The 21,615-nt window shown below is 67.0% G+C and carries 20 protein-coding genes; all 20 read right to left on the bottom strand.

The annotated features are described in order from the left end of the window. Positions 1–8 precede the first annotated feature (8 nt). The 20 genes from E4634_RS12580 to mutL all read right to left on the bottom strand — a co-directional run bounded on the left by E4634_RS12580 (position 9) and on the right by mutL (position 21,612). The gene (locus tag E4634_RS12580) at positions 9–1,379 is read right to left on the bottom strand and encodes a flippase (protein WP_135444395.1); all 1,371 of its coding nucleotides are present in this window, start codon (positions 1,377–1,379) and stop codon (positions 9–11) included. Next, positions 1,360–3,582: a GumC family protein gene (locus E4634_RS12575; RefSeq protein ID WP_135444394.1), complete on the bottom strand. Its 2,223-nt coding sequence runs from the start codon at positions 3,580–3,582 to the stop codon at positions 1,360–1,362. The genes E4634_RS12580 and E4634_RS12575 overlap by 20 nt, the downstream gene beginning before the upstream one ends. After that, positions 3,582–4,127, bottom strand: coding sequence for a polysaccharide biosynthesis/export family protein (locus tag E4634_RS12570; protein WP_135444392.1), 546 nt, complete (start codon positions 4,125–4,127; stop codon positions 3,582–3,584). Before E4634_RS12570 ends, E4634_RS12575 begins: the two co-directional genes overlap by 1 nt. A 5-nt stretch (positions 4,128–4,132) precedes the next feature. Continuing rightward, entirely contained in the window at positions 4,133–4,528 is a 396-nt protein-coding gene (locus E4634_RS12565; protein WP_135444390.1) for a hypothetical protein, read from the bottom strand. A gap of 80 nt (positions 4,529–4,608) precedes the next feature. Further along, positions 4,609–5,745, bottom strand: coding sequence for an outer membrane beta-barrel protein (locus tag E4634_RS12560; RefSeq protein ID WP_276606627.1), 1,137 nt, complete (start codon positions 5,743–5,745; stop codon positions 4,609–4,611). A 191-nt stretch (positions 5,746–5,936) separates the two neighbouring features. Beyond that, positions 5,937–7,361, bottom strand: a complete 1,425-nt coding sequence (locus E4634_RS12555; RefSeq protein ID WP_135444386.1) for an O-antigen ligase family protein — start codon at positions 7,359–7,361, stop codon at positions 5,937–5,939. A 34-nt stretch (positions 7,362–7,395) separates the two neighbouring features. Next, positions 7,396–7,842, bottom strand: a complete 447-nt coding sequence (locus tag E4634_RS12550; protein ID WP_135444384.1) for a hypothetical protein — start codon at positions 7,840–7,842, stop codon at positions 7,396–7,398. Positions 7,843–7,922: 80 nt separating this feature from the next. Further along, on the bottom strand, positions 7,923–8,693 hold the full coding sequence (locus E4634_RS12545) for a hypothetical protein (RefSeq protein ID WP_135444382.1): 771 nt from the start codon (positions 8,691–8,693) through the stop codon (positions 7,923–7,925). 12 nt (positions 8,694–8,705) lie between these two features. After that, complete coding sequence (locus E4634_RS12540; protein ID WP_167854886.1) at positions 8,706–10,664, bottom strand: hypothetical protein; 1,959 nt, start codon at positions 10,662–10,664, stop codon at positions 8,706–8,708. Positions 10,665–10,830: 166 nt separating this feature from the next. Further along, on the bottom strand, positions 10,831–11,805 hold the full coding sequence (locus tag E4634_RS21485) for a hypothetical protein (protein WP_167854885.1): 975 nt from the start codon (positions 11,803–11,805) through the stop codon (positions 10,831–10,833). Then, a complete protein-coding gene (locus E4634_RS12535; RefSeq protein WP_135444379.1) occupies positions 11,763–11,990 on the bottom strand; it encodes a hypothetical protein in 228 nt (75 codons plus the stop codon). The genes E4634_RS21485 and E4634_RS12535 overlap by 43 nt, the downstream gene beginning before the upstream one ends. A gap of 66 nt (positions 11,991–12,056) precedes the next feature. Beyond that, positions 12,057–13,352 carry an adenylosuccinate synthase gene (locus tag E4634_RS12530; RefSeq protein ID WP_135444377.1) on the bottom strand — a complete coding sequence of 432 codons (1,296 nt, stop codon included), beginning with the start codon at positions 13,350–13,352 and terminating at the stop codon, positions 12,057–12,059. Between the two features lie 37 nt (positions 13,353–13,389). Beyond that, positions 13,390–14,562: an ATP phosphoribosyltransferase regulatory subunit gene (locus tag E4634_RS12525; RefSeq protein ID WP_135444375.1), complete on the bottom strand. Its 1,173-nt coding sequence runs from the start codon at positions 14,560–14,562 to the stop codon at positions 13,390–13,392. A 9-nt stretch (positions 14,563–14,571) separates the two neighbouring features. After that, the gene (locus E4634_RS12520; RefSeq protein ID WP_135444373.1) at positions 14,572–14,763 is read right to left on the bottom strand and encodes a DUF2065 domain-containing protein; all 192 of its coding nucleotides are present in this window, start codon (positions 14,761–14,763) and stop codon (positions 14,572–14,574) included. 146 nt (positions 14,764–14,909) lie between these two features. Further along, positions 14,910–15,785 (bottom strand): protease modulator HflC, encoded by an 876-nt coding sequence (gene hflC / locus E4634_RS12515; RefSeq protein WP_135444371.1) that lies wholly within the window; start codon positions 15,783–15,785, stop codon positions 14,910–14,912. Positions 15,786–15,787: 2 nt separating this feature from the next. Continuing rightward, positions 15,788–16,951, bottom strand: a complete 1,164-nt coding sequence (gene hflK, locus E4634_RS12510) for an FtsH protease activity modulator HflK (protein WP_135444369.1) — start codon at positions 16,949–16,951, stop codon at positions 15,788–15,790. 108 nt (positions 16,952–17,059) lie between these two features. Beyond that, entirely contained in the window at positions 17,060–18,331 is a 1,272-nt protein-coding gene (hflX, locus tag E4634_RS12505) for a ribosome rescue GTPase HflX (protein WP_135444367.1), read from the bottom strand. A gap of 53 nt (positions 18,332–18,384) precedes the next feature. Next, positions 18,385–18,630, bottom strand: a complete 246-nt coding sequence (gene hfq / locus E4634_RS12500; RefSeq protein WP_135444365.1) for an RNA chaperone Hfq — start codon at positions 18,628–18,630, stop codon at positions 18,385–18,387. A gap of 128 nt (positions 18,631–18,758) precedes the next feature. Then, entirely contained in the window at positions 18,759–19,757 is a 999-nt protein-coding gene (gene miaA / locus E4634_RS12495; RefSeq protein WP_135444363.1) for a tRNA (adenosine(37)-N6)-dimethylallyltransferase MiaA, read from the bottom strand. Positions 19,758–19,764: 7 nt separating this feature from the next. After that, positions 19,765–21,612 (bottom strand): DNA mismatch repair endonuclease MutL, encoded by a 1,848-nt coding sequence (gene mutL, locus E4634_RS12490; protein ID WP_135444362.1) that lies wholly within the window; start codon positions 21,610–21,612, stop codon positions 19,765–19,767. Positions 21,613–21,615: the final 3 nt, after the last annotated feature.

Raw genomic sequence — 21,615 nt, 5'->3', positions numbered from 1 at the left:
CTGACAATCTAGCGAGTGTGCCAACCTGCGGGACTCGCATCGATTCCCAGAACTCTACGGGTTTGCCACCACAGCAATGTATTCCAGGTCACAATCGAGAGCGCGGAGGCTAGCGCTGCGCCCTCCACCCCATACCGGGGAATGAACAGCAAATTCAGCAACACGTTCACGACGGTCGCGACAATGACGCCCAAGAGCGTCACCCGCTCATGCCCGCTCATGGTCAGCAGGTTGCCCACCGGGCCGGCCAGGAAGTTCACCACCTGCGCCAGGGTCAGCAGGCGCAGGGCCGTCGCGCCGGACCTGTAGGGCTCGCCGAAACAGAACTCCAGCAACGGCTCCGCCCACACCATGAACACCAGCGCCACCGGTAGCGAGATGGCAAAAATAATGCGCGAGGCGCGCGTCACCAGGCTGCACAGTTCCGCCCGGCGGTCCTGGGTGTAGAGACGCGTGATCCACGGGCTGATGACTGTGTTCACCACCTGCAGGCCGAGCAGGGTGAGCACCGCGGCGGACGCCGCAACGCGATAGACGCCCACCTCAGCGGAGCTGCGCAGGTAGCCGAGCATGAGGATATCCGCCTGGTTGTTGACCAGTTGCAGGCCGGCCACCAGGGCCAGCGTAAAGGCTGCGCCCAGCCACCCCGCGGGTCGCGTATCCGCGGTAGTCGCCTGACGCAGTTCTCCGGGACGGGCGCGGTGCAGCAACAGGGCGCCGAGCACAAATGCCACCGCCGCCGCGGCGACGTGGGCGAGCATGGCGTCGCGGGCGTTGAGCGAGCCAAATGCCGTCAGCACCAGCAGCGCGGCCAGCAATACCAGCGGCAGCACGACGGCGTCCGGCAACTGCCCGCTGATCACCCGGCGCAGGCCGCGCAGGGCTGCAGCGCGCACCGCACCCAGGGCAAACAGGGGAACCAGCAACAGGCCCGGGGCGACCAGCGCAGCGGCACCCGGAGGCAGCAGTTGCGGTGCGAGGTACAGGAGCAGCAGGCAGGCGAGGCTGAGCAGCACGGAGAAGCCGAGGATGACGCGAAACGCCCAGCCCCAAAGCAGCCGGATCAAACCCCAGTTGGCCTGCGCCTGGGCGCGGGCGGTCTCGCGCTCCACCAACCGCGGCAGGCCCAACTGCACCGGTATCGCCAGCACCATGATTACCGCCAGCGCGAAGGAGTAGCCGCCGTATTCCTCCGGCCCGAGCAGGCGCGCCAGCAGCACTGCCACGCCGAAGCGCAGGCCGAGGTTGGACACGCGAATCAGGAAGCTGCCGGCGAGCGTCCAGCTGGCGCGGCGCTCAGTGTCGGAAGCGGGCCACAACCGGCGCAGGACGGGCGGCAGGCGTTGCAGCCAGCGCGGTTCAGCTGGTGGGGGATTCACCGTAGTGCGTGTACCCGCTGTAGTGGTAGTAGCTGTCCGAGGAGCCCTGGCGCACCTGGTTGAGCACCACCGCGGCGTGCGCGTCGCTGGCGGCGGCGAGGTCGGCCAGGCCGCGGCGGGCCTGGGTCGCCGAGGTGGCATCGGCCTTCACCACGTAGACGATGTAGTCGGCGTAGGAGGCCAGCACCTGCGCGTCGCTCACCGCGCGCACCGGCGCGGAATCGATGACGATGCGGTCGAAGCGCTCGCGCAACACCTTGAGCGCGGCGACAAACTTGCGCGAGCTGATCATCTCCAGCGGGTTGGGCGGGATCAGGCCGGCGGGCATGACGTGCACCTGCAGGTCCTCCAGGTACTCGATGCACTCGTCGAGTTCCGCGACTCCGGAGACAAAATGCGAAAGGCCCTTGTGGTCAGGTGACAGCCCGCACTCGCGAGCCAGGCTGGGGCGGCGCAGGTCGGCGCCGATGACCAGGGTGTTTTCCATCTGCCCCAACGCCGAGGCGAGGTTCAGGGAGAGCACCGACTTGCCCTCCGCGGGCACCGTGGAGGTCACCAGGATCACCTTGGGCGGGCTGTCCAGGTCGCTCAGCAGCAGGCCGGTGCGCACCGTGCGCACGGACTCGGCGAAGTTGCCGGCGGTCTCCTCCCAGAACTGCGCGAAGCGGCCCTGCTTGTCGGTCTTCATGCGCGGCACCGAGCCGAGCAGCACGGCGCCGAGTTTCTGCGCCACGTCCTCGTGGCTCTTTACCGTGTTGTCGAGGATATCCAGCAGTACGGCGATACCGGCACCGAGCAGCAGCGCGGCGATGAACACGCCGATGATGATGCGCTGCTGGTTGGGCCACACCGGCCGCGCCGGCACCGTGGCGCGGTCGACGATGCGTGCGTGGGGTTTTTCGAAACCACCGGTCTCGCTGACGCTCTTCATGCGGGTGAGGAAAATATCGTAGAGCTGGCGGTTGGTATCGACGTCGCGCTGCAGTTCCTGCAGGCGGAACTCCTTGCGGTTGAAATTCTGGATCTCGGACTTGCGCGCATTCCAGGACGCCTGCAATTCGTGCTCGTTGCGCAGTGCCACCTCGTATTCGCGGCCGATGCCGGAGACCACCTTGCTCACCTCGCCCGCCAGTTCGCGGTTGGCAGATTCCAGCTCGGTCTGCGCGGCGATCATCTTCGGGTGCCGGGGGCCGTAGCGCTTGGCCAGTTCCGCCACCCGGCGCTCCGCCGCGGACTGCTGCTCCTTGAGCGAGCCGATCAGTTCGTGGCGCAGCACGGCGGGGATGGTCATCAGTTCCTCGGGCGACGCGCCGGACAGCCCGCGCACCTCCTCCAGCAGGTTCTCTGCCTCGATGCGCGCGCGGCGCGCGTCGTCCAGGCGCGTGGTCAGTGAGCGCAACTCATCGCCGCCGAGGCCGGTGACACCGTCGACGCTGACCAGGCCCTGGCTGTCGCGAAAATCCTGCAGCGCCTGTTCCGAGTCGCGCAGGTTGGACTCCAAAGTGGCCAGGCGTTCACTCAACCACTCGGTCGCCTGCAGCGTGCCCGCGAGACGCCCCTCGAGATTACTGGCGATGAATTCCTCGGCCACCGCGTTGGCGACCTGTGCCGCGCGCCGCGGGTTCTCGGATTCGAAGCTGATGTAGGCCAGCTGGCTGAATTCCACCGGTTCCACGTCCAGCGAACGGGACAGCGTATTGGCCACCGCGCGCACCGTCGCCTCGCTCTGTTCCTGTTCCGACAGCTGGATCGGCGGCGTTTTTTTCCAGTCCGGCCACAGGGCGGTGAGGTCGGGCTTGTACCAGGGGCGCTGCGCAGGTTCGGCCGCGCTGGCGATGGCGGCGTCGCGGTCCAGCTCCAGGCGGCGCACCACGCGCTCGGCGAGGTGGCGGCTGCGCAGGATCTCGAACTGGGTGCGGAAGTACTCGTAGCCGGTACGGCCCAGGCTGTACACGTCCTCCACCGCCACCACGTTGGCCTCCTCGGACTCCAGCACGATGGACGCCGTGGCGCGGTACTTCGGGGTGAGGCTGGCGACGAACACCGCTGCGGCGAGCGCGGCGACCAGGGCCAGACCGAGAATGCCCCACTTGTAGCGGCGCACCGCGCCGAGCAGGCGCAGGATGTCGATGGCGCCGGCGCCCTCGGCGGAGCGCGCGTGCGGCTCGTGCACGTGCAGCGGTGATTGCAGGGGCTGCATCATCAGAAGAAGGTGTCCTGGATGGTGATGATATCGCCGGGCCGCACCTGGTAATCGAGGTCGACTTTTTGCTCGCGCCGCTGCGGGTCGTCGTCGGCGATGACCAGGGCGAACTTGCGATTAGCGCGTTCGGTGTAGCCGCCGGCCAGGGCGATGGCCTTGCGCAGGGTGAGGCCGGGCTGGAAGTCCACCCCGCCGGGGTGACTCACCTCGCCGTTGACGAAGAACTGCCGGTACTTGACCACGTTGACCGAGACCCGCGGGTCCACCAGGTAGTCCGGGCGCAAACCCTCCACCAGGCGCTCCTGCAGCTGGGCCACGGTCTTGCCGGCCACCGCGAGTTCACCGAGGAAGGGATAGGAGATGCGGCCGCTGTGCCCGATCAGCAGGTTGTCGAAGGTGAGGTCGGGCTCGCCGTAAACGTAGATGCGGATGGTGTCGCCGGCATTCAGCGAGTAACCGCCGTCCTGGGCGCTGACCTGGGCGCCGGCCTGCATGGCCCAGGCGCACAACAGGCACAGCGCCGCTTTCCATAGAGTGTTTGCCATCTATCTCACCGCCCCGCGCGCAGGGTCTGCAGCTGCTCGAAGGCCTCGCGCCGGGTGGCCTCGCCGCGCGGACCTGCGGGGGAATACTGTATCAGCATTCGCCAGCCCTGTCCGTGGGCGGGCCGCGCACCGAGCGCGCGGCGCTGCATGGTGACGGCGGCATCGCGCAAGCGCTCGCTCTCCACTGTGTCTGTCGCCCAGCGCGCCTCGCGGTCGAGCCGGGCGGCGGATACCGTCAGCAGGCGGGCGTGGTCGGGTGATTCCTCGCGCAAGGCGGAGAGCCCCGCAGCCACCTGCTCGCGCCGGGACGGCGACGGCTGGTAGCCATCGCGACCCCAGAAACTCACTTCAGTCGCCAGCGGTGCCAGGCGCAGGTCGGTGGAGGCGGTAGAAATCGACATTGCGATGAGACCCGCCAGGCCGGCGACGAAAACAGCAAGGGAGACAGGGCGAAGCATGAAGGCCATCGAGCCAGCCCGGGTCAGAGGCTGAACTGGGCCTCCACGAAGAATACGTTGCGGTCGTAGTCCAGCGAGGCCGCCTCGGAGTCACGCTCCTCGTAGCGGTAGCCGCAGCCGAGGTCGAACCAGCGCCGCACCCGGCGCTGGTAGCGCGCCTCCGCGGACCAGCGATCGTCCTCGCGGGTGATGCCGGTGTAGTCGTCGTTGCCGTAGAGGACGCGCAGGTAGGTCGAGGACAGCCCGCTCCAGTCATGCTGCCAGCTGGCCTCGTATTCCTCGGCGTCGATGGCATCACCGAGGCCGTTGGTCTCCTGGGAGAAACGGCGTGTCGCCAGGTTGAAAATGGAGTAGCTGCGCAGGGCGTAATCGACGCTCACTTCCCAGGAAAACCCGTTGGTGGCGTCGCGGGCGTTCGACTCGTAGTCGCGCTCATACCAGCCCAGGCGCACACTGCCGCTGGTGCGCGCGGTGGCATCCCACTCGGCGCCCAGGTAGTAGTTCCACTCTTCGCTGTCGCGGCTGCCGGCGGCGTCGGTGGTGGAAACCTCGTCGTAGGCGTTGTCGTAGTAGCGCACTTCCGCCACCAGGTCGGTGCGCGGGGCGAGCGCCCAGAAGAAGGTACCGCCCAGGCGGTCCTGCTCGCGATTGCGGAAGCGGGTGATATCGCGGAAGTTGGTGTACTCGAGGTCCTCGAAATCGTAGGCGAGGTTGAGCCGGCCGCGCGAGGCGTTGGCGCCGAAGGTGTAATCGCCGCCATAACCGAGCCGCTCCAGGGCGATCGGTTCGTCGATCAGGTCGGCGATATCGCCCTCGCTGAGACCTGTGCCGCGCTCCTCGTGACCATCGTAGAACCGCGCGTAGGCATTGACCGCATGGCGGGCGGTGAACTCGTGGTGGATCTTGCCGTCGACCTGCTGGTCGGTGAAGTCATCCTCGTGGCTGGAGGAGTAGCGGAAGTCTTCGATCTGGTAGCCGAGCAGGTAGGTGTTGTTGCCATCCTGCAGCCAGGTTTCCACCCGCGGCAGCGTGGTCAGGATCAGCGTCGATTTCGGATCGTTGGCGGACCGGAACAGGTTGTCGGTATGGCTGGTCTCGACACTGAGCGTCGGCGCCATATACAGCGGCCCGAGGCGAATAGCCGCGGGCTCCACCGCCATTACCGCCGTAGAGCACAATGCGGCGGCCGAAAAGGCCACTGCCCCTGAAATTTTAATATAACGTGCGAGCATCTCTAGTTGTTGTGTTGGGCGAGACAGCGGGCTTGGCAGCCACAAAACTCGCAATAGCATGGGTAGCGCACTTCGGGAGTATATAGTCATACCCGTACTCTGGGAATGTTACACAGGCCCTATTGTTTGTTATTGCTGGACAATTCACGAATTACGCAGCCCAGAGCCAGCAATACGGCTAAAGTCAGGCCGTTGGCCGGTATCTGCAGGTTGAAATCGACCGCCGAGTGCAGGCCCGCCCAGGCTCCCGCCATCACCACGCTGAACCCTGCACCGCGCAATAACGGGTTGCGACGCAGCCGCTGCGTGGCCAGCGCCTGCCACAGGCAATAGCCGGCAGCGATGGCGAGTAGCGCCGCCGCGGGCAGGCCCAGTTCCAGGGCGAATTCGAGGTAGTCGTTGTGCACATGCTCGAAGTAGCCGTCCACCGCGGCGCCCTGGTAATTGGGGAATATCCCGTAGAACGAGCCACCGCCGCTACCGGTGAGCAGGAAGTCGCCGAGATAGGGCAGGCTGTCCCGGTTCAGGGCGTAGCGGGTGAGCTCGGCACCCGGCTGGCTGCCGACCTCTCCGAGCCGGTGAATCAGCCGGTCGACGCCGAACCAGTGACCCAGGATCAGCATGTCCACCAGGAACAGGCTGGCCAGGAACAGCACCAGGGACCAGGAAAAACGCCTGCCGGCGAGCAGCGCGAGGGCGCCGGCAATCGCCAGTGAAAGGAAAAACGCGAGGTTGCCCATGCGCGAGTGGGTCATGACCAGGGCGATGACCATCAGCGCGAGATAGACCCGCAGGCGCATGCGCGAACTCAGCAGCAGGGCCAGCGCGTCGCGCAGGTGCTGGCGCAGGCTGCGCGCGGGACCGCTGTGCAATTGCGCCAGCAGCAGGCCGGTGCCCGCCGCCAGGCACATGACCAGGTAGCCGGCGAAGTGGTTGCTGTTAACGAAGGTGCCGGTAGCGGCGCCCAGCCCGACATACTTGTGCACGAAGAAGCCGAGTTCCAGGCCGGTCAACACCATCAGAACGCCGAACACCGCCTGGCAGGTGCCGCTGGCCACGAGCACCTGCAACAGGCGGCGCACCCGGTGCGTGGAATCCAGCGTCGCCACGGCGAGGAAAAACCCCAGCGAGATCGCGCACCCGCGCAGCAGGTAATAGCGGGTTGCGGTCGGGTCCAGGGACAGCGGCGCCCAGCCATCGCCGGGCTGCCAGCGGGCGGCCTGCGGCGAGAGAGCCGCGAGCAGCGCAGGCGGCAGTGGCAAGGTCTGCAGCAACACCCAGGCCTGCACCAGGGCCAACACTGCCAGCGGCAGGCGCGCCCGGCGCCAGGTGGCGGGAGCGATGTGCGCCCGGCCGCGCAGGGCCAGCAGCGCCCAGGCCAGGGACAGCAGGGCCAGCAGCAGGCACAGCAGCGCGCCGGCCCACACCCGGTTGGAAGCAAACGGCAGGGGTGCCCAGAACAACACGGCGAGGAACCCGGCGAAGACCAGGCGCTCGCCGCCGGAAGCGGTGCTGTGGTGGGTGTCTGCTGCGCCCCGGGTCACGGCTTGCGCGGACCGGCGGGCGGCGGACCCGGCCTCAGGCGGGGCTGCCGGGAATCGGGTCTACGGCGCCCTCACCGGGTGAGGAACGCGGAATGCCGCGGGCGGTGTTGCAGCTGGTGGATACGTAGTCGGCGACCGCCTGGCTGACGCTGTCGCTGAGCGCGCTGTCGGCGCCCTGGTAGAGCGCGTTGCCGATCGCCTCGGCCTGGGCGATATCGCCCGAGGAGCAGATACCGGCGCGCGCGAGTCGGGCCTTGAGTTCACCCCCACCCGCGACGCTGACCGCCTGGGTCACCGCTTCCTCCAGCGACATGCCCTGCTGCTGCAGGGTCTCCAGAATGGACTCCGGCGGGTTTCCGGCGGCCTGGGCCTCGGCGACCACCTCGGCTACCTGCTCCGGGGTCAGCGCGGCGAAGGCAGCCAGGGGAAGCAGGGCCAGCCCCGCTGCGACGGGCCGCAAGCGCTTGAGATGTTCGCGCATGGTTGGGGAGTCCTCGTTGTTGTCGATTGCCTGCCGCCCATTCTAGGTCGCGGCAGGCCGTTGATCCAGAGCGACCGCGCTCAGTTGACCGGCGGGTAACCGAACACCGGGTGGGCCTTCGACGAGCGCCGCTCGACGGCCTTGCTATTGGCCTGGACCTCCACCTGACGCTGCATATAAGCCGCGGCGCGATTGCTGGCCTCGAGGTAGCTGCCCTTGACCGCGCCCAGCACCCACAGCAGCTGGCGGCTGCGCTCGCCGTCGGCGAGGGTGAAACTGTAGGTGTTCAGCCCGCCCTTGCGATAAGCGGGAATGATCTCGCCGGTAGTGAGATCGACCAGTTTGAGGCGGCGCAGGGTGCGGCTGTCGGCATCCAGTCGCGCCTCGTAGGAGCTCGCCGAGCCCTCCGGTGCGGTGGTCACTTCATACAGGCCATCCCAGCTCACGGTGACCACGGCGCCGTTGACCGAGCTGTTGACGGTAAACGGCCATGCCGCGCGCCGGGTGGGGCCGCTGCGGTAGTCGCTGTGGTACTCACCGGCGTGCTCGGACCAGTCATCGTGCACAAACACACCCGCGATACGGGCGCCCGCCGTCGAGGCGTAGGCCGGGATATCGTGGCGATCATAAGTATCGCTGCTGGCAGCGAGAACACCGAACACCGCGGCGTTGTCCGCGCGGGACACGCTGCCGTCGAGCGGGTCGCGAACACTGACCTCGGCGCGGACGTACCACTGCGCGGCTTCGTCGCCTGCGTCACGCCGGGATGATGAACCGGCCTCGGCAACGGCACTGGTGGCGCCGAGGACGAGACCAAGGAGGACTGGAACTGCGTGTCTAAATGCTTGCATGGTCGTGCCGCGTCAGTTCGAAACGGAAGTCTGCAACAGCGAGGTAGGCGCCGACTGGACCAGTGTGGCGCCAGTACCGCTGAAGCGTACAAAATAGCCTTCGCCGGAGTTGATCTGGCGCGGCATTCCCGGGGTATCGGTGCTGATTGCCGTATAGCCACCGCTGGCGGCGTTGTAGACATACGCCTGGTTGTCGCCGCCCTCGAAGAACAGCGTCTGCACCGGCACGCTGGCGACGGTGTTCAGCGCGGTGCCGTCATTGATGATGGTCTCGCCCCAGTTCACCGGCTGCGGGAAGGGGTTGGACAGCATCACGCGCAAGTCCGTCGACGGCGCGCTCCAGCCGCTGAGCAGGCCCTTGAGATCGAGGCTGAAGACCTCGGTGACGCTCAGGCGCGCCAGCGGATCCGACACCGAGGGCGTGGCGGCCTTGGTGCCGACACTCAGGCCGAAATCGACAACCGCATCTACCGCGGAAATGATCCAGTAACCCACGCCCTGGGTCATGGTGTCGGTATCGCTCATCACCTCGTACACCGAAGACTGCCCGCCGAAATCGACGCCGTCCTGCTGGTACATGATCCAGTCGGTGCCGTAGACGCCCAGCGATGGTGTGAAAATATCGTCGATGGTGGCCGAGCCGGAACCGATATCGCAGGGCAGGCCGATCATCGTCCACTCCATGGCGGTGAGCTGGACATCGCCGGCACACACCGCGCCGAACATGTAGGCGCGGTCGGTGGCGTCGCCGTTGACCTCCAGCCACTGTCCGGACAGGCTGATGTCCTGGCCGAACCTGCTCTCCAGGCCACCAGGAGGAGCGACCTGGTAGGCCGGTCCGGGTGAAATCCGGTCGGCACCGATCGTGCGGTTGTTGGTATACACCTGCACGGAGCGGGCGGAATAGCCAAACGCCGCCGAGACACCGCTTTGCGTCACGTCGCCGCTGAGGGTGCCCGGCAGGGTCGCGTCGTGACAGTATTCGTCTGCGCCACAGGTACCGCCGCCGCGGTACAACACCTGCGCGCCACTGAAATTGGTGTTGCCGGAGAGCAGCATCACGCCGTCGATGCTCAGTGACGCCTCGCGCGCCAGGTTCATGCCCGGCACGACCAGCCCGGACATCGGTTCCGCGGTGCCCGGCACGATCTGGTCGAGGGCCAGCGCCGGGAAGTTGGCACGGTCGAAACTGAACAGGTAGGCCCTACCGCTGTCGATGGCCACGGTGGTGTCCGGCAGCACGACATCGGCATTCGGCGCACCGGCGAGAATGCGCACGCCGTTGGAGGTAATCGAGCTACCGAAGCGATCGCCGGTGGCGTCGCCGTCGTAGGTGCCGATCAGTTCGACGGTGCTGGTAGCGCCGTCCCAGAGGTAGGCGTAAGCGCGCCCGGCGTTGACGCCATTGGGACCGTCGTAGAAGGGCGCGCCGGCCAGGATCAGGGCCTCATCGGCGAGTTCCGAGTAGCGCACGGAGACCTGGGTGCCAAAGCCTGCGCCGGCCTGCCGGTCATCGACGATGGTGCCCGGCCCGCTGAAAGCGACCGGCTCACCGATGCCGGGGTCGATCACCCACTCGTCGCTGCCGCTGTCGTAGGAGAACAGGTAGACGATACCGTAGCGCACCGGTCCACCGGTCTTGGCCAGCGGGGCGCCGACGACCAGCAGGTCTCGCGAAATCGACACCGCGTTGCCGAAGCCGCCGTACTCCGCCGCGGAACAGCTGTTGCGCGGGTTCAACTGGCTGTGCGGCACACCCGGCTGCACGGTACCCGTGTTTTTGCCGCCATCGCCCCAGAGCTTGGTGGTCTGGTCCAGGCGGTAGACATACACCCGGCAATTGTCGGTATCGCCGACCAGCGCCCACTCGCCGGCGACAGCGACGGAGTCGCCGCCGGTACCGATGCCGGATCCGTTGTTGTCGAGGATCTGCTGCTGGATAGCCGCGCCCCAGGCACCGGTTGCGGACAACGCAGCGCCCAGCGCAACTGCGCAAGTCCATCTTGGAAAGAATGACATAAAGACTCCGGAAAACGACCGGTCGTTATAATTTGACCCCTGCTTGGCCACGATTCTATGGCAATCAAGGTCGAATGCAACAAACTTGCCGGCGAAAAGAGTCACTACTTGACGCGCGTCACACACCGCCGAGCAGTTCGTATACCTCATCGAGCCGGGCGAGGTCGTGGGGCAGTTCCAACTGGTACACCGGCACCCGGTCGGCGAGTTGCGCCACACCGCTGAACTGGCGCGGGCGCATGTAGTGCAGGGCGCTGAACACACTGTCGTGCACGATTCGCCAGGCCGCCACGCCGGACACCGGGGCCAGGCGCGCCGGTTGCTGCGCCGCCACCGGCACCAGGTGCACCAGGGCACGCAGGGGGGCGGGAGCCGCCGCGGGGTTTTCCGCCAGCACGCCGAGATCTTCGACCTGGCGGTAGGGCCGGTGGAAGGGGTGTGCCGGCAGGGCGAGCACCGGCGCCCCGGAGCGCCCGGCGTCTGCGCCGGGGATCTCCCGCGCATGTTCGCCAGCCGCTGCGTGCAGCACCAGCGCGAGGGCGTCGTCGGCGACCAGCGCGTCACCGCGCTGCAGGCAGTAGTCGGTCAGCGTGGATTTGCCGGCACGCGAGGCGCCGCAGAAACCCAGCACCTGGCCGCCGCGCAGCACGGCGCCGGCGTGCAGGACTTCGGCCTCACCATTGAGCGCCAGGCATATGGGCACCAGGGTATGCAGTACCCAGAACCGCAGGCTGTCGACAGAAAAGTCTGCGCCCGGCCAGTACTCGATGTCTGTCGCATCACCGGACCAGCACAACACCAGCGACTCGTCGACGTACATCTGCCAGCGCTGCTGCCCGCTGCTGTCGGCAAATGGACGCGCTGCGGCAAACCAGACCCGGCGCCCGGCCAGAAGCTGGGGACTACTAGAATGTGTGAAGGCTGGCGGGGGTGAACTGCGGCGACGCAGGGCGATAGGCGGGTAAGCCGTCTCGACCTGCAGTGTCGGACTCGACGGCGCCGCAGCGGGCTCGTCGGGAAACAGGATCTCGCGCGCGTAGGCCCGCAGGATCAGGGGGTCAGGCTGGGAGGGCAGCCGAAAGGAGGATCGCACTGGGCGTCCGCGTCTTCGCTGGGCAGCATCAGGCCCAGGGCGATCAGCGTCGGCGTGGTGTAGGCGGCCTTGCGCAGGAAGCGGCGACGTTCCTCGCTGCAATTCCCTTCGCTGGCGTTGGTTGCCGGCCCCTGTGAGTCCCCGTGATTGTCGTTGTTCTGGTCGTTATGCTTGTCGTCGGTCATTGCAGCCGCTCGGTGTGTGACACGAGTGAGTTTACCGCGCCTCGCAGCCCAGCAAAAGACTCGCCCTCAATTGCCGAAGGGGTGGCGCAGGATGATCGTCTCCACCCGGTCCGGACCGGTGGAGATGATATCGATCGGCGCGCCGACCACTTCCTCGATTTTCGCAATATAGTCCCGCGCCGCGTCCGGCAGGTCTTCAAGGGTGCGCGCGCCGAGGGTGGACTCGGTCCAGCCGGCGACCACCTCGTACACCGGCACCAGGCCTTCGTAGTCGTCGGAGTCCACCGGGTTGGGGACCGGGTTGCCTGCCTCGTCCGCGTAGCCGACACAGATCTGGATGGACTCCAGGCCGTCGAGCACGTCGAGCTTGGTCAGGCACAGGCCGCTCACCGAGTTGATGTTGACCGCGTTGCGCAGGGCCACCGCGTCGAACCAGCCGCAGCGGCGCGGGCGCCCGGTGGTGGCGCCGAATTCGTGGCCGCGCGAGGCCAGGTGCTTGCCGGTGGCGTCGAACAACTCGGTGGGGAACGGGCCGGAACCCACACGGGTGGTGTAGGCCTTGGTGATGCCGAGCACGTAGTCCAGGTACAGCGGGCCGAAGCCCGAGCCCGTCGCGGTGCCGCCGGCGGTGGTGTTGGAACTGGTGACGAAAGGATAGGTGCCGTGGTCGATATCCAGTAGCGACCCCTGCGCGCCCTCGAACATGATATTGGCGTTGGTCTGGCGGTACTCGTGCAGGAGCGCGGTGACGTCGGCCATCATCGGCAACAGCTGCTCGGCCATCTCCAGGGTGTCGGCGAGCACGCGCTCGACGTCCAGCGGCTCTACCCGGTAGTACTGCTGCAGGGCGAAGTTATGGTATTCCATGACCTCCCGCAGCTTGCGCGTGAAGCGGCCCTCGTCCTTGAGGTCACCCAGGCGCAGGCCGCGACGCGCCACCTTGTCTTCATAGGCCGGCCCGATACCGCGGCCGGTGGTACCGATCTTGTCGTTGCCGCGACGCGCCTCGCGGGCCTGGTCCAGGGCCACGTGGTAGGGCAGGATCAGCGGGCAGGAGGCGGAGATCTTCAGGCGCTCGCGCACCGGCACGCCCTTCTCTTCCAGTTCCTCCACTTCCTTGAGCAGCGCGTCCGGCGCCAGCACCACGCCGTTGCCGATCAGGCATTGCACGTTCTCGCGCAGGATGCCGGAGGGAATCAGGTGCAGCACCGTTTTCTCGCCATCAATCACCAGCGTATGGCCGGCGTTGTGGCCGCCCTGGAAGCGCACCACGGCGCTGGCCTGGTCGGTCAGCAGATCGACGATCTTGCCCTTGCCCTCGTCGCCCCACTGGGTGCCGAGAACGACTACATTCTTGCTCATACGCTTTGCTCGTCTCCTGAACTGTGTGACCGCGGCGCTAGGGCGCCAGCGACCGGAGCACCCACTGCCCGTCTTCCTCGACAAGTTCCCGGTCGCAGCGCGAGTCCGGGTCCGAGGACAGGCAGTTGATAACGATTTCTCCCGCGCCGCGCAGGCGCGCGACCTCGGTGACCAGCGCCGGGTCGTCGCTGTCGGGCATGCTGATGGCGCCCGCCGCAGGCGCGCCGGCCGGCAGCAGCGACAGCATGGCCTTGAGGTCGGTGGCGAAGCCGGTGGCCGGCCGCGCCCGGCCGAATACCTCGCCGACGCCATTGTAGCGACCGCCATTGGCCAGGGCCTGGCCGTGGCCGCTGACGTAGGCGGCGAACACCACACCGGTGTGATAGTGATAGCTGCGCAGCTCCGCCAGGTCGAAATAGATCGACAGCTGCGGGCGCTGGCGGCGCAGGTCCTCGGCGATGTCCTGCAGCGCGTCGAGCACCGGCAGGGCCGCGGGGGCGAAGGTCTCGAATTGCTCGCGGGCGCGAGCCAGCACGGACTCGTCGCCGTGCATGTCGACCAGCGAGAGGATTGCGTCGGCGCAGCCGGCTTCCACCCCGGCCAGCGCCTCGCGCAGGTCCGGTCGCGACTTGCGCTGCAGGCAGTCGAACACGCGCGCCTCGCGCTCTGCGTCCAGTTGCGCCGCGTCCAGCACCGCCTTGTAGATACCCACGTGCCCGAGGTCCAGGGTGTAGGCCGCCGGCAGCTGTGCCGCGTCCAGGGTGGCCAGCATCAGGCGGATGATCTCGACATCGGCGGCCAGGCTGTCGTCGCCGTAAAGCTCTGCGCCGAGCTGGATCGGCGAGCGCGAGGCCATCAGCGACTTGGGCCGCGTGTGCAGTACGGAGCCGGCGTAGCACAACCGGCACACGCCCTCGCGGCCGAGGCTGTGGGCGTCGATGCGCGCCACCTGCGGCGTGATGTCCGCGCGCACCCCCATGGGGCGGCCGGAGAGTTGGTCGGTGAGCCGGAAGGTGAGCAGTTCGAGGTCTTCACCGAGGCCGATGAGCAGGGAATCGGTAAATTCCACCAGCGGCGGGATCACCAGCTCGTAGCCCCAGGCACGGAACAGGTCCAGCAGGCGCCGGCGCAGGTCTTCCACGGGCACGGCCTGGCCGGGGAGAACTTCCTCGATCCCGTCCGGCAATTGCCAGCGATCAACCGATGTCATCTGTCACCTTCAGTGCACCCAGTAAAGCAACGCGAGGCCGATCAGCATGCTGCCGAGGCCGATGAAGCGGATAGTGCGGTCGTCCAGCGCCGCCACCGTCGCGAGCAGTTCGCGCCAGCGCCGCGGGCTGAGAAAAGGCATCGCACCTTCGATAATAAATACCAGTGCCAGGGCGACTGGGAGCACTTGCCAGAAATCCATGCAATCCCTCGCCAGTATGCCGGACACAAAAAACCGCGGGTGCGGCGCCTGCACAGCAAACGACGAATCCCACGGTTGCGGAATGCTACCACAATCAGTACGGATAGCACTTGTGTTTTTTGCCGGTTTTAGTCCGGCAAGGGCACCTATTCGGCGCCCTGGGGGCTCTTCAGGTAGCGGAAGAAATCGCTGTCAGGCTGCACCAGCAGGATATTGCCCTCACCGCTGAAGGCTTCCTGGTAGGCCTTGAGGCTGCGCGTGAAGGCGTAAAACTCCGGATCCTGGTTGAACGCCTCGGCGTACACCCGGGTGGCCTCGGCGTCGCCTTCACCGCGAATCTGCTCCGCGTCGCGGTAGGCGTTGGCGCGGATCACGGTGACCTCGCGGTCGGCGGCGGCGCGAATCCCCTCGGCCAGTTCCTGGCCCTGGGAGCGGTGCTCGCGAGCTTCCTTCTCGCGCTCGGCGTTCATGCGCCGGTACACGGACTCGGACACGTCCGAGGGCAGGTCGATGCGCTTCACCCGCACGTCCACCAGTTCGATACCGAGTTCGGTGCGCGCCACGTCGTTGAGCGATTCCTGCAGGTCGATCATCAGCTGGTCGCGCTCGCCGGACACCACCTCCTGGATAGTGCGGATCGCCACCTGGTTGCGCAGGCCGTCGTTGATGCGCTGGGACAGCAGTTGCATGGCGCGCAGCACCTCACCGTTGGTCGCGGTGTAGAACTTGGCGGTGTCGGAAACGCGGAACTTGGCGTAGGAATCCACGATAAGCGCCTTCTTCTCCTGGGTGAAGAAACGCTCCGGCTGGGAATCCACGGTCAGCACGCGGCCGTCGAACTTGCGCACGTTGTTGACGAAGGGGATCTTCCAGTGCAGGCCGGGCTTGAGGTCCGGGTCTACTACCTCACCGAACTTGAGCAGTACGCCGCGTTCGGTTTCCTTGATCACGTACAGGCCGTTACTGCCCAGCCATACCAGCAGGGCGACGATAATGAGAAGGGTCATATTGCGACTGGACATGCTCAACGCCCTCCCCGGCTGGTGGAACTGGAGACCGCGGCATCACGCCGCAGCTGGTCGGTCACCGCGTCGGTGATCTGGCGCAGGGACGAGCTGTCCAGGGTCAGGCGACGCGGCGAGCTGCCGACGGCGTCCGGCTGGCCCAGCTTGTCCAGCGGCAGGTACATCATGTTGTTGCCACCCTCGACATCCACCATGACCTTGCTGCTGCGGCTGTAGACCAGCTCGACGGCGTCCAGGTACAGACGCTCGCGGGTCACCTTGGGCGCCTTGTTGTACTCGGCAAGCAGCTTGCTGAAGCGGTCTGCCTCACCTTCTGCGTTGGCGATCACGCGCTCCTTGTAGGCGCTGGCCTCCTCGATCTCACGCTGCGCGGCACCGCGCGCCTCGGGAATCACCGCGTTGGCATAGGCCTGGGCCTCGTTCTTCACGCGTTCCTCGTCCTCGCGCGCCTTGATCACGTCATCGAAGGCCGCCTGCACCTGGCGCGGCGGCTTGGATTCGTCGATGTTGATCTTGCTGACCAGGATGCCGGTCTCGTACATGTCGAGGTATTCCTGCAGGCGCGAACGCACGTCCGCGGCGATCTGCGCGCGGCCCTCGGTGAGCACCAGGTCCATGCGGTTGTCGCCAACCACGTGGCGCAGGGCGCTCTGCGCTGCGTGCTGCAGGGAAATTTCCGGGTCGCGGACCTTGAGTACGAACTTGGTGGGGTCGTTGATCACGTACTGCAGGGACATATTCACTTCGACGATGTTCTCGTCCTGGGTGAGCATGATCTCCTCCAGTGTCGCCGCCCGCACCTTGGTGGTATTGAGCTTGATCACCTGGTCGATGACCGGCGGGTTCCAGTGCAGGCCGGGACCGACGGTATCGATATACTTGCCGAAACGCAGCACCACGGCGCGCTCCTGCTCATCCAGCTGGTACAGGCCCATGAACAGCCAGACGCCGATCACCACCACGCCCACCAGGCCCAGCAGCCGTCCGGAGAAACCGCCGCCGGAACTGGAGCCGCCCTTGCCCGGGCCGCCACCAAAAATGCCGCCGAGTTTTTCCTGCAGTTTTTTCAGCGCCTCGTCGAGGTCCGGCGGCCCCTGGTCGCCGCCACCCCAGGGATCGCGCGGGCCGCGGTTATCGCCGCCACCCGGTTCGTTCCAGGCCATATTCAGCTCCTGTCGAAATGTGGGGGAAGTCTACCAAATTTAAATCCGCGAAGGACCCTGAATCGGCGTCGATCGCCGCGCGCCCTTCCCCGGTCGCCGCGGCCGCGGTCAGAACAGTGGTTCCGGCCCTTTTTTCATCAGCCGGTTCCAGTCCGCGCGCGGCAGGCGCACGTGCAGGTGCGCGGTGCCGTCGTCGGCATAGGCCTCGGACTCCACGGCACCCATGCGGTACAGGGCCGCGCGCAGGCCGCCCTGTTCCGGGGTCAGCGCGAGGTCCTCGTCGACCATGTCCTCGCCGACCAGTTCGCTGATCGCGCCGAGCAGCAGGTCCACGCCGGCACCGGTGACCGCGCTCAGCCAGACCCGCTCCGGGCGGCCCTGTGCATCGCGATCTATACGCGGTTCGCGCTCGAGCAGATCGAGTTTGTTGTAGACCTCCAGCCGCGGAATGTCGCGGGCGCCGATCTCCTCGAGCACCTCGCGCACCTGATAGATGTTGTCCTCGCGCTCGGCGCTGGCGGCGTCGATCACGTGCAACAGCAGGTCCGCGTTGAGTGTTTCCTCGAGTGTCGCCTTGAACGCCTCCACCAGCTTGTGCGGCAGGTGGGCGATGAAGCCCACTGTGTCCGCCAGCACCACCGGGCCGACGTTGTCCAGCTCCAGCCGGCGCAGGGTCGGGTCCAGGGTGGCGAACAGCTGGTCCGCGGCGTAGACCTCGGCGCTGGTCATGTAATTGAACAGGGTCGACTTGCCGGCGTTGGTATAGCCCACCAGGGAGATGGTGGGAATGTCCTGGCGCTGGCGTGAACGGCGGCCCTGGTCGCGCTGCTTGCGCACTTTTTCCAGCCGCGCGGTGATCGACTTGATGCGCTGGCGCAGCAGCCGGCGGTCGGTCTCCAGCTGGGTTTCACCCGGGCCGCGCAGGCCGATACCGCCCTTCTGCCGCTCCAGGTGGGTCCAGCCGCGTACCAGTCGCGTGCTCATGTGCTGCAACTGGGCGAGTTCCACCTGCAGCTTGCCCTCGTGGGTACGCGCGCGCTGGGCGAAGATATCGAGAATCAGCCCGGTGCGGTCCAGCACCCGGCATTTGAGTTCGCGCTCGAGGTTGCGCTCCTGGCTGGGCGACAGCGAGTGATTGAAGATCACCACCTCGGCCTCGTGCTCGTGCACCAGTTCGCGCACTTCCTGCAGCTTGCCGCTGCCGACGAAGGTGCGCGGGTCCGGCGCGCTGCGCGAGCCCATCACGAAGGCGGCCGGATCCCCTCCTGCCGAAAGCACGAGTTCCTCGAATTCGCGGGGGTCCTCCCGCTCCGCTTCGCTGTCCAGGTTGAGGTGCACCAGCACGGCCCGTTCACCGGACTCGGGACGGTCAAAAAACAAGCTTGCCTCGTGTGGAAAACCGACGGCGGCGGGTGCCGCCGTGCGCGGGATGCCTAGTTGCCATCCTCTTCCGGGGGCTGCTGCATGGGCAGACGCACCACGCGGCTGGGCACCACGGTCGAGATAGCGTGCTTGTAAACCATCTGGCTGACGGTGTTTTTCAACAGCACGACAAACTGGTCGAAGGACTCGATTTGTCCCTGCAGCTTGATGCCGTTCACCAGGTAGATGGATACCGGAACGCGTTCCTTACGCAGAATATTCAGGTAAGGGTCTTGTAAGGTATGCCCTTTTGACATAGCGCTTTCTCCTGACAGGCTCAACTCGAGCCGAAAAAAATGAAAATGAGTCTCCTACTGGCACGGCGACATTCGGCGTATTCGCGGAACGTCCAGCGCCCAGCAGCCCCGTATGACTACTGTTCACATTATAGAGCATTCGCTGCCGCAATCACGGGGTCGATACGCAAAAAGTTCAATACCAGTTCTCCCGGGTCACCGCCGGGTGATTCGGGGAACTGGTCGGACAAGCCGCCCGGGGCAAGGTTCCCGGCGGGGTCGGTGAACAGCCAGTGCAGGTCCGGCCACTTGCGCAGCCAGGTCAGCTGACGCTTGGCCAGCTGCCGGGTGGCGGCGATACCGCGCTCCTGCGCCTCGGCGAGGGTGCATTCGCCCTCCAGGTAGTGCCACAACTGGCGGTAGCCCACCGCGCGCACCGCCGGCAGGCCCGGGTGCAGGTCCCCGCGCCGGTGCAGGGCCTCGACTTCAGCGAGAAAGCCCTGCGCCATCATCTGCGCGAAACGCGCCTCGATGCGCTGGTGCAGCACGGCGCGATCCGCCGGGCACAGGGCAAACTGGCGCACCTCGTAGGCGTCCGCCGGAGCGCCGCCGCCCGCGGCCTGCCACTCGGACAGCGGCCGGCCGCTGCTGCGGAAGACCTCCAGCGCCCGCGACAGGCGCTGGGAGTGGTTGGGGTGAATGCGGGCCGCCGCCACCGGGTCGACCCGGGCGAGTTCCGCGTGCAGGGCCGGCCAGCCGCGCTCCCGGGCGCTGGCCTCGATCTCGGCACGGATCTCGAGGTCCGCGGCGGGCATCGGCGCCAGACCCTCGAGAAAGGCCCGAAAATAGAGCATGGTGCCGCCGACCAGCAGCGGCGTGCGCCCGCGGCTGACGATGTCGGCGCACACGCGCGCCGCGTCCTCGGCGAAGCGGGCGGCGGAGTAGGCGTCTGCCGGGTCGCAGATATCCACCAGGTGATGCGGGTAGTCAGGCTTGGCGCTGCCGATGTCCAGGCCCCGGTAGACCAGTGCGGAGTCAACACTGACTAACTCGCAATTTATTGTTTTTGCTAGCTTTATTGCGAGGTCGGTCTTGCCCGAGGCGGTGGGGCCGAAGAGGCAGAGCAGCGCTGGGCGGGGCGCGTTCACCGGCGCCTCAGCGACCGCGCAGGAACAGCTTGTCCAGCTCGGCCAGGGACAGCTGGGTCCAGGTGGGGCGGCCGTGGTTGCACTGGCCGGCGCGCTCGGTCTCCTCCATGTCGCGCAGCAGCGCGTTCATCTCCGGGACAGTCAGGCGGCGGCCGGCACGCACCGAGCCGTGGCAGGCCATGGTGGAGAGCAGCTCGTCCATATGCGCCTCGATGCGCTCCGAGCTGCCATACTCGATCAGGTCCGCCAGAACGTCGCGCAACAACTGTTCGACATCCGCATCGCGCAGGCTGACCGGCACCTCGCGGATCAGCAGCGACTCTTCGCCGGCCACGTCCACGCGCAGGCCGAGGCCGGCGAACAGATCGGCGTGCTCCGCCGCCACCTGCGCCTCGCGCTGGCTCACCGCCAGCGGCCGCGGCACCAGCAACGGCTGGCTGCGGATACCCTGGTCGTCGCGGGCGCGCTTGAGCCGCTCGTAGGTGATGCGCTCGTGGGCGGCATGCATGTCCACCAGCACCAGGCCGGCGCTGTTCTCGGCCAGGATATAAATGCCCTGCAATTGCGCCAGGGCGTAGCCCAGCGGCGGCACTTCCCCCTCCGCCGGCGCTTCTTCGGTGTGCAACTGGCGATAGGCGGCCATCTGCTGGCGCCCGGCATCGCCGACCGCGCGCGCCGCGCCGCCCCAGGCATGGCCACCGCCGGCACTGGTACCGGCTGGCGCATCGGGCCACGCCGGTGTGGGCGACGCAGCCGGCGCGAGCGCCAGCCCGGGCTGGCTGCGGATTTCCCCGGTCGCGGTATCCACCAGCTGCGCCGCTGTTTCCGCGGCGCTCACGTGGTCCGCCGGGCGCACCTCCGCCAGCGAGCGGTGCAGGCTGGAAAAGATGAAATTGTGCACCGAACGGCCGTCGCGGAAGCGCACCTCGTGTTTCGTCGGGTGCACGTTGACGTCCACCTGGGCCGGGTCCAGGTCCAGGAACAGCACGAACGCCGGGTGGCGGCCGTGGTAGAGCACGTCGCGATAGGCCTGCTTGACGGCGTGGGCGATCAGGCGGTCGCGGATCACGCGGCCGTTGACGAAGAAATACTGCAGGTCGGCCTGGCTGCGGGAGAAGGTCGGCAAGCCCACCCAGCCGCGCAATTGCAGGCCGCTGGCGGCGTTTTCGATGTAGATGGCCTGCTCCATGAACGCCGGCCCGCACACCGCGGCGACACGCCGCTGTTGCTCGGCGACACTCTGGCCGCCGCGCAGGTTGTGGATGCCGCGCCCGTTGTGGCGCAGGCTGAAGTCGACGTCGAAGCGCGACAGGGCCAGGCGCTTGACCACCTCCTCGAGGTGGTTGAATTCGGTCTTCTCGGTGCGCAGGAACTTGCGCCGCGCCGGCGTGTTGAAGAACAGGTCGCGCACTTCCACGGTGGTGCCGCGCGGGTGCGGCGCGGGCTTGACCACCACCTCCATGTCGCGCCCCTCGCAGGCGGCGGAGCAGCCCTCGCTGCCCTGCTCGTCGCTGTTGCTGGTGAGGGTCAGGCGCGAGACGGAACCGATACTGGCCAGCGCCTCGCCGCGAAACCCCAGGCTGCCCACCGCCTCGAGGTCTTCCAGGGAGTGAATCTTGGAGGTGGCGTGGCGGGCCAGCGCCAGGGGCAGGTCGTCGGCGGCGATGCCGGCGCCGTTGTCGCGCACACGGATCAGCTTGACGCCGCCGGCCTCGACCTCGATATCGATGCGCGTGGCACCGGCGTCGAGGCTGTTCTCGAGGACTTCCTTGACCACCGAGGCTGGGCGCTCCACCACCTCGCCGGCGGCGATCTGGTTGGCCAACCTCGGCGAGAGGCGGTGTATCGCAGGCATGTG

The organism is Mangrovimicrobium sediminis (assembly GCF_004745945.1).
GTDB lineage: Bacteria > Pseudomonadota > Gammaproteobacteria > Pseudomonadales > Halieaceae > Mangrovimicrobium > Mangrovimicrobium sediminis.
The sequence above is the reverse complement of the archived record's forward strand: the minus strand, read 5'-3'. Positions and strand labels throughout refer to the sequence as shown.

What these genes read in the sequence shown, in the direction of transcription:
- E4634_RS12575 (WP_135444394.1), bottom strand. Translation starts at nt 3,582, where the DNA reads ATGATGCAGCCCCTGCAATCACCGCTGCACGTGCACGAGCCGCACGCG.
- E4634_RS12570 (WP_135444392.1), bottom strand. Translation starts at nt 4,127, where the DNA reads ATGGCAAACACTCTATGGAAAGCGGCGCTGTGCCTGTTGTGCGCCTGG.
- E4634_RS12565 (WP_135444390.1), bottom strand. Translation starts at nt 4,528, where the DNA reads ATGTCGATTTCTACCGCCTCCACCGACCTGCGCCTGGCACCGCTGGCG.
- E4634_RS12560 (WP_276606627.1), bottom strand. Translation starts at nt 5,745, where the DNA reads ATGGCGGTGGAGCCCGCGGCTATTCGCCTCGGGCCGCTGTATATGGCG.
- E4634_RS12550 (WP_135444384.1), bottom strand. Translation starts at nt 7,842, where the DNA reads ATGCGCGAACATCTCAAGCGCTTGCGGCCCGTCGCAGCGGGGCTGGCC.
- E4634_RS12545 (WP_135444382.1), bottom strand. Translation starts at nt 8,693, where the DNA reads ATGCAAGCATTTAGACACGCAGTTCCAGTCCTCCTTGGTCTCGTCCTC.
- E4634_RS12535 (WP_135444379.1), bottom strand. Translation starts at nt 11,990, where the DNA reads ATGACCGACGACAAGCATAACGACCAGAACAACGACAATCACGGGGAC.
- E4634_RS12530 (WP_135444377.1), bottom strand. Translation starts at nt 13,352, where the DNA reads ATGAGCAAGAATGTAGTCGTTCTCGGCACCCAGTGGGGCGACGAGGGC.
- E4634_RS12525 (WP_135444375.1), bottom strand. Translation starts at nt 14,562, where the DNA reads ATGACATCGGTTGATCGCTGGCAATTGCCGGACGGGATCGAGGAAGTT.
- E4634_RS12520 (WP_135444373.1), bottom strand. Translation starts at nt 14,763, where the DNA reads ATGGATTTCTGGCAAGTGCTCCCAGTCGCCCTGGCACTGGTATTTATT.
- hflC (WP_135444371.1), bottom strand. Translation starts at nt 15,785, where the DNA reads ATGTCCAGTCGCAATATGACCCTTCTCATTATCGTCGCCCTGCTGGTA.
- hflK (WP_135444369.1), bottom strand. Translation starts at nt 16,951, where the DNA reads ATGGCCTGGAACGAACCGGGTGGCGGCGATAACCGCGGCCCGCGCGAT.
- hfq (WP_135444365.1), bottom strand. Translation starts at nt 18,630, where the DNA reads ATGTCAAAAGGGCATACCTTACAAGACCCTTACCTGAATATTCTGCGT.
- mutL (WP_135444362.1), bottom strand. Translation starts at nt 21,612, where the DNA reads ATGCCTGCGATACACCGCCTCTCGCCGAGGTTGGCCAACCAGATCGCC.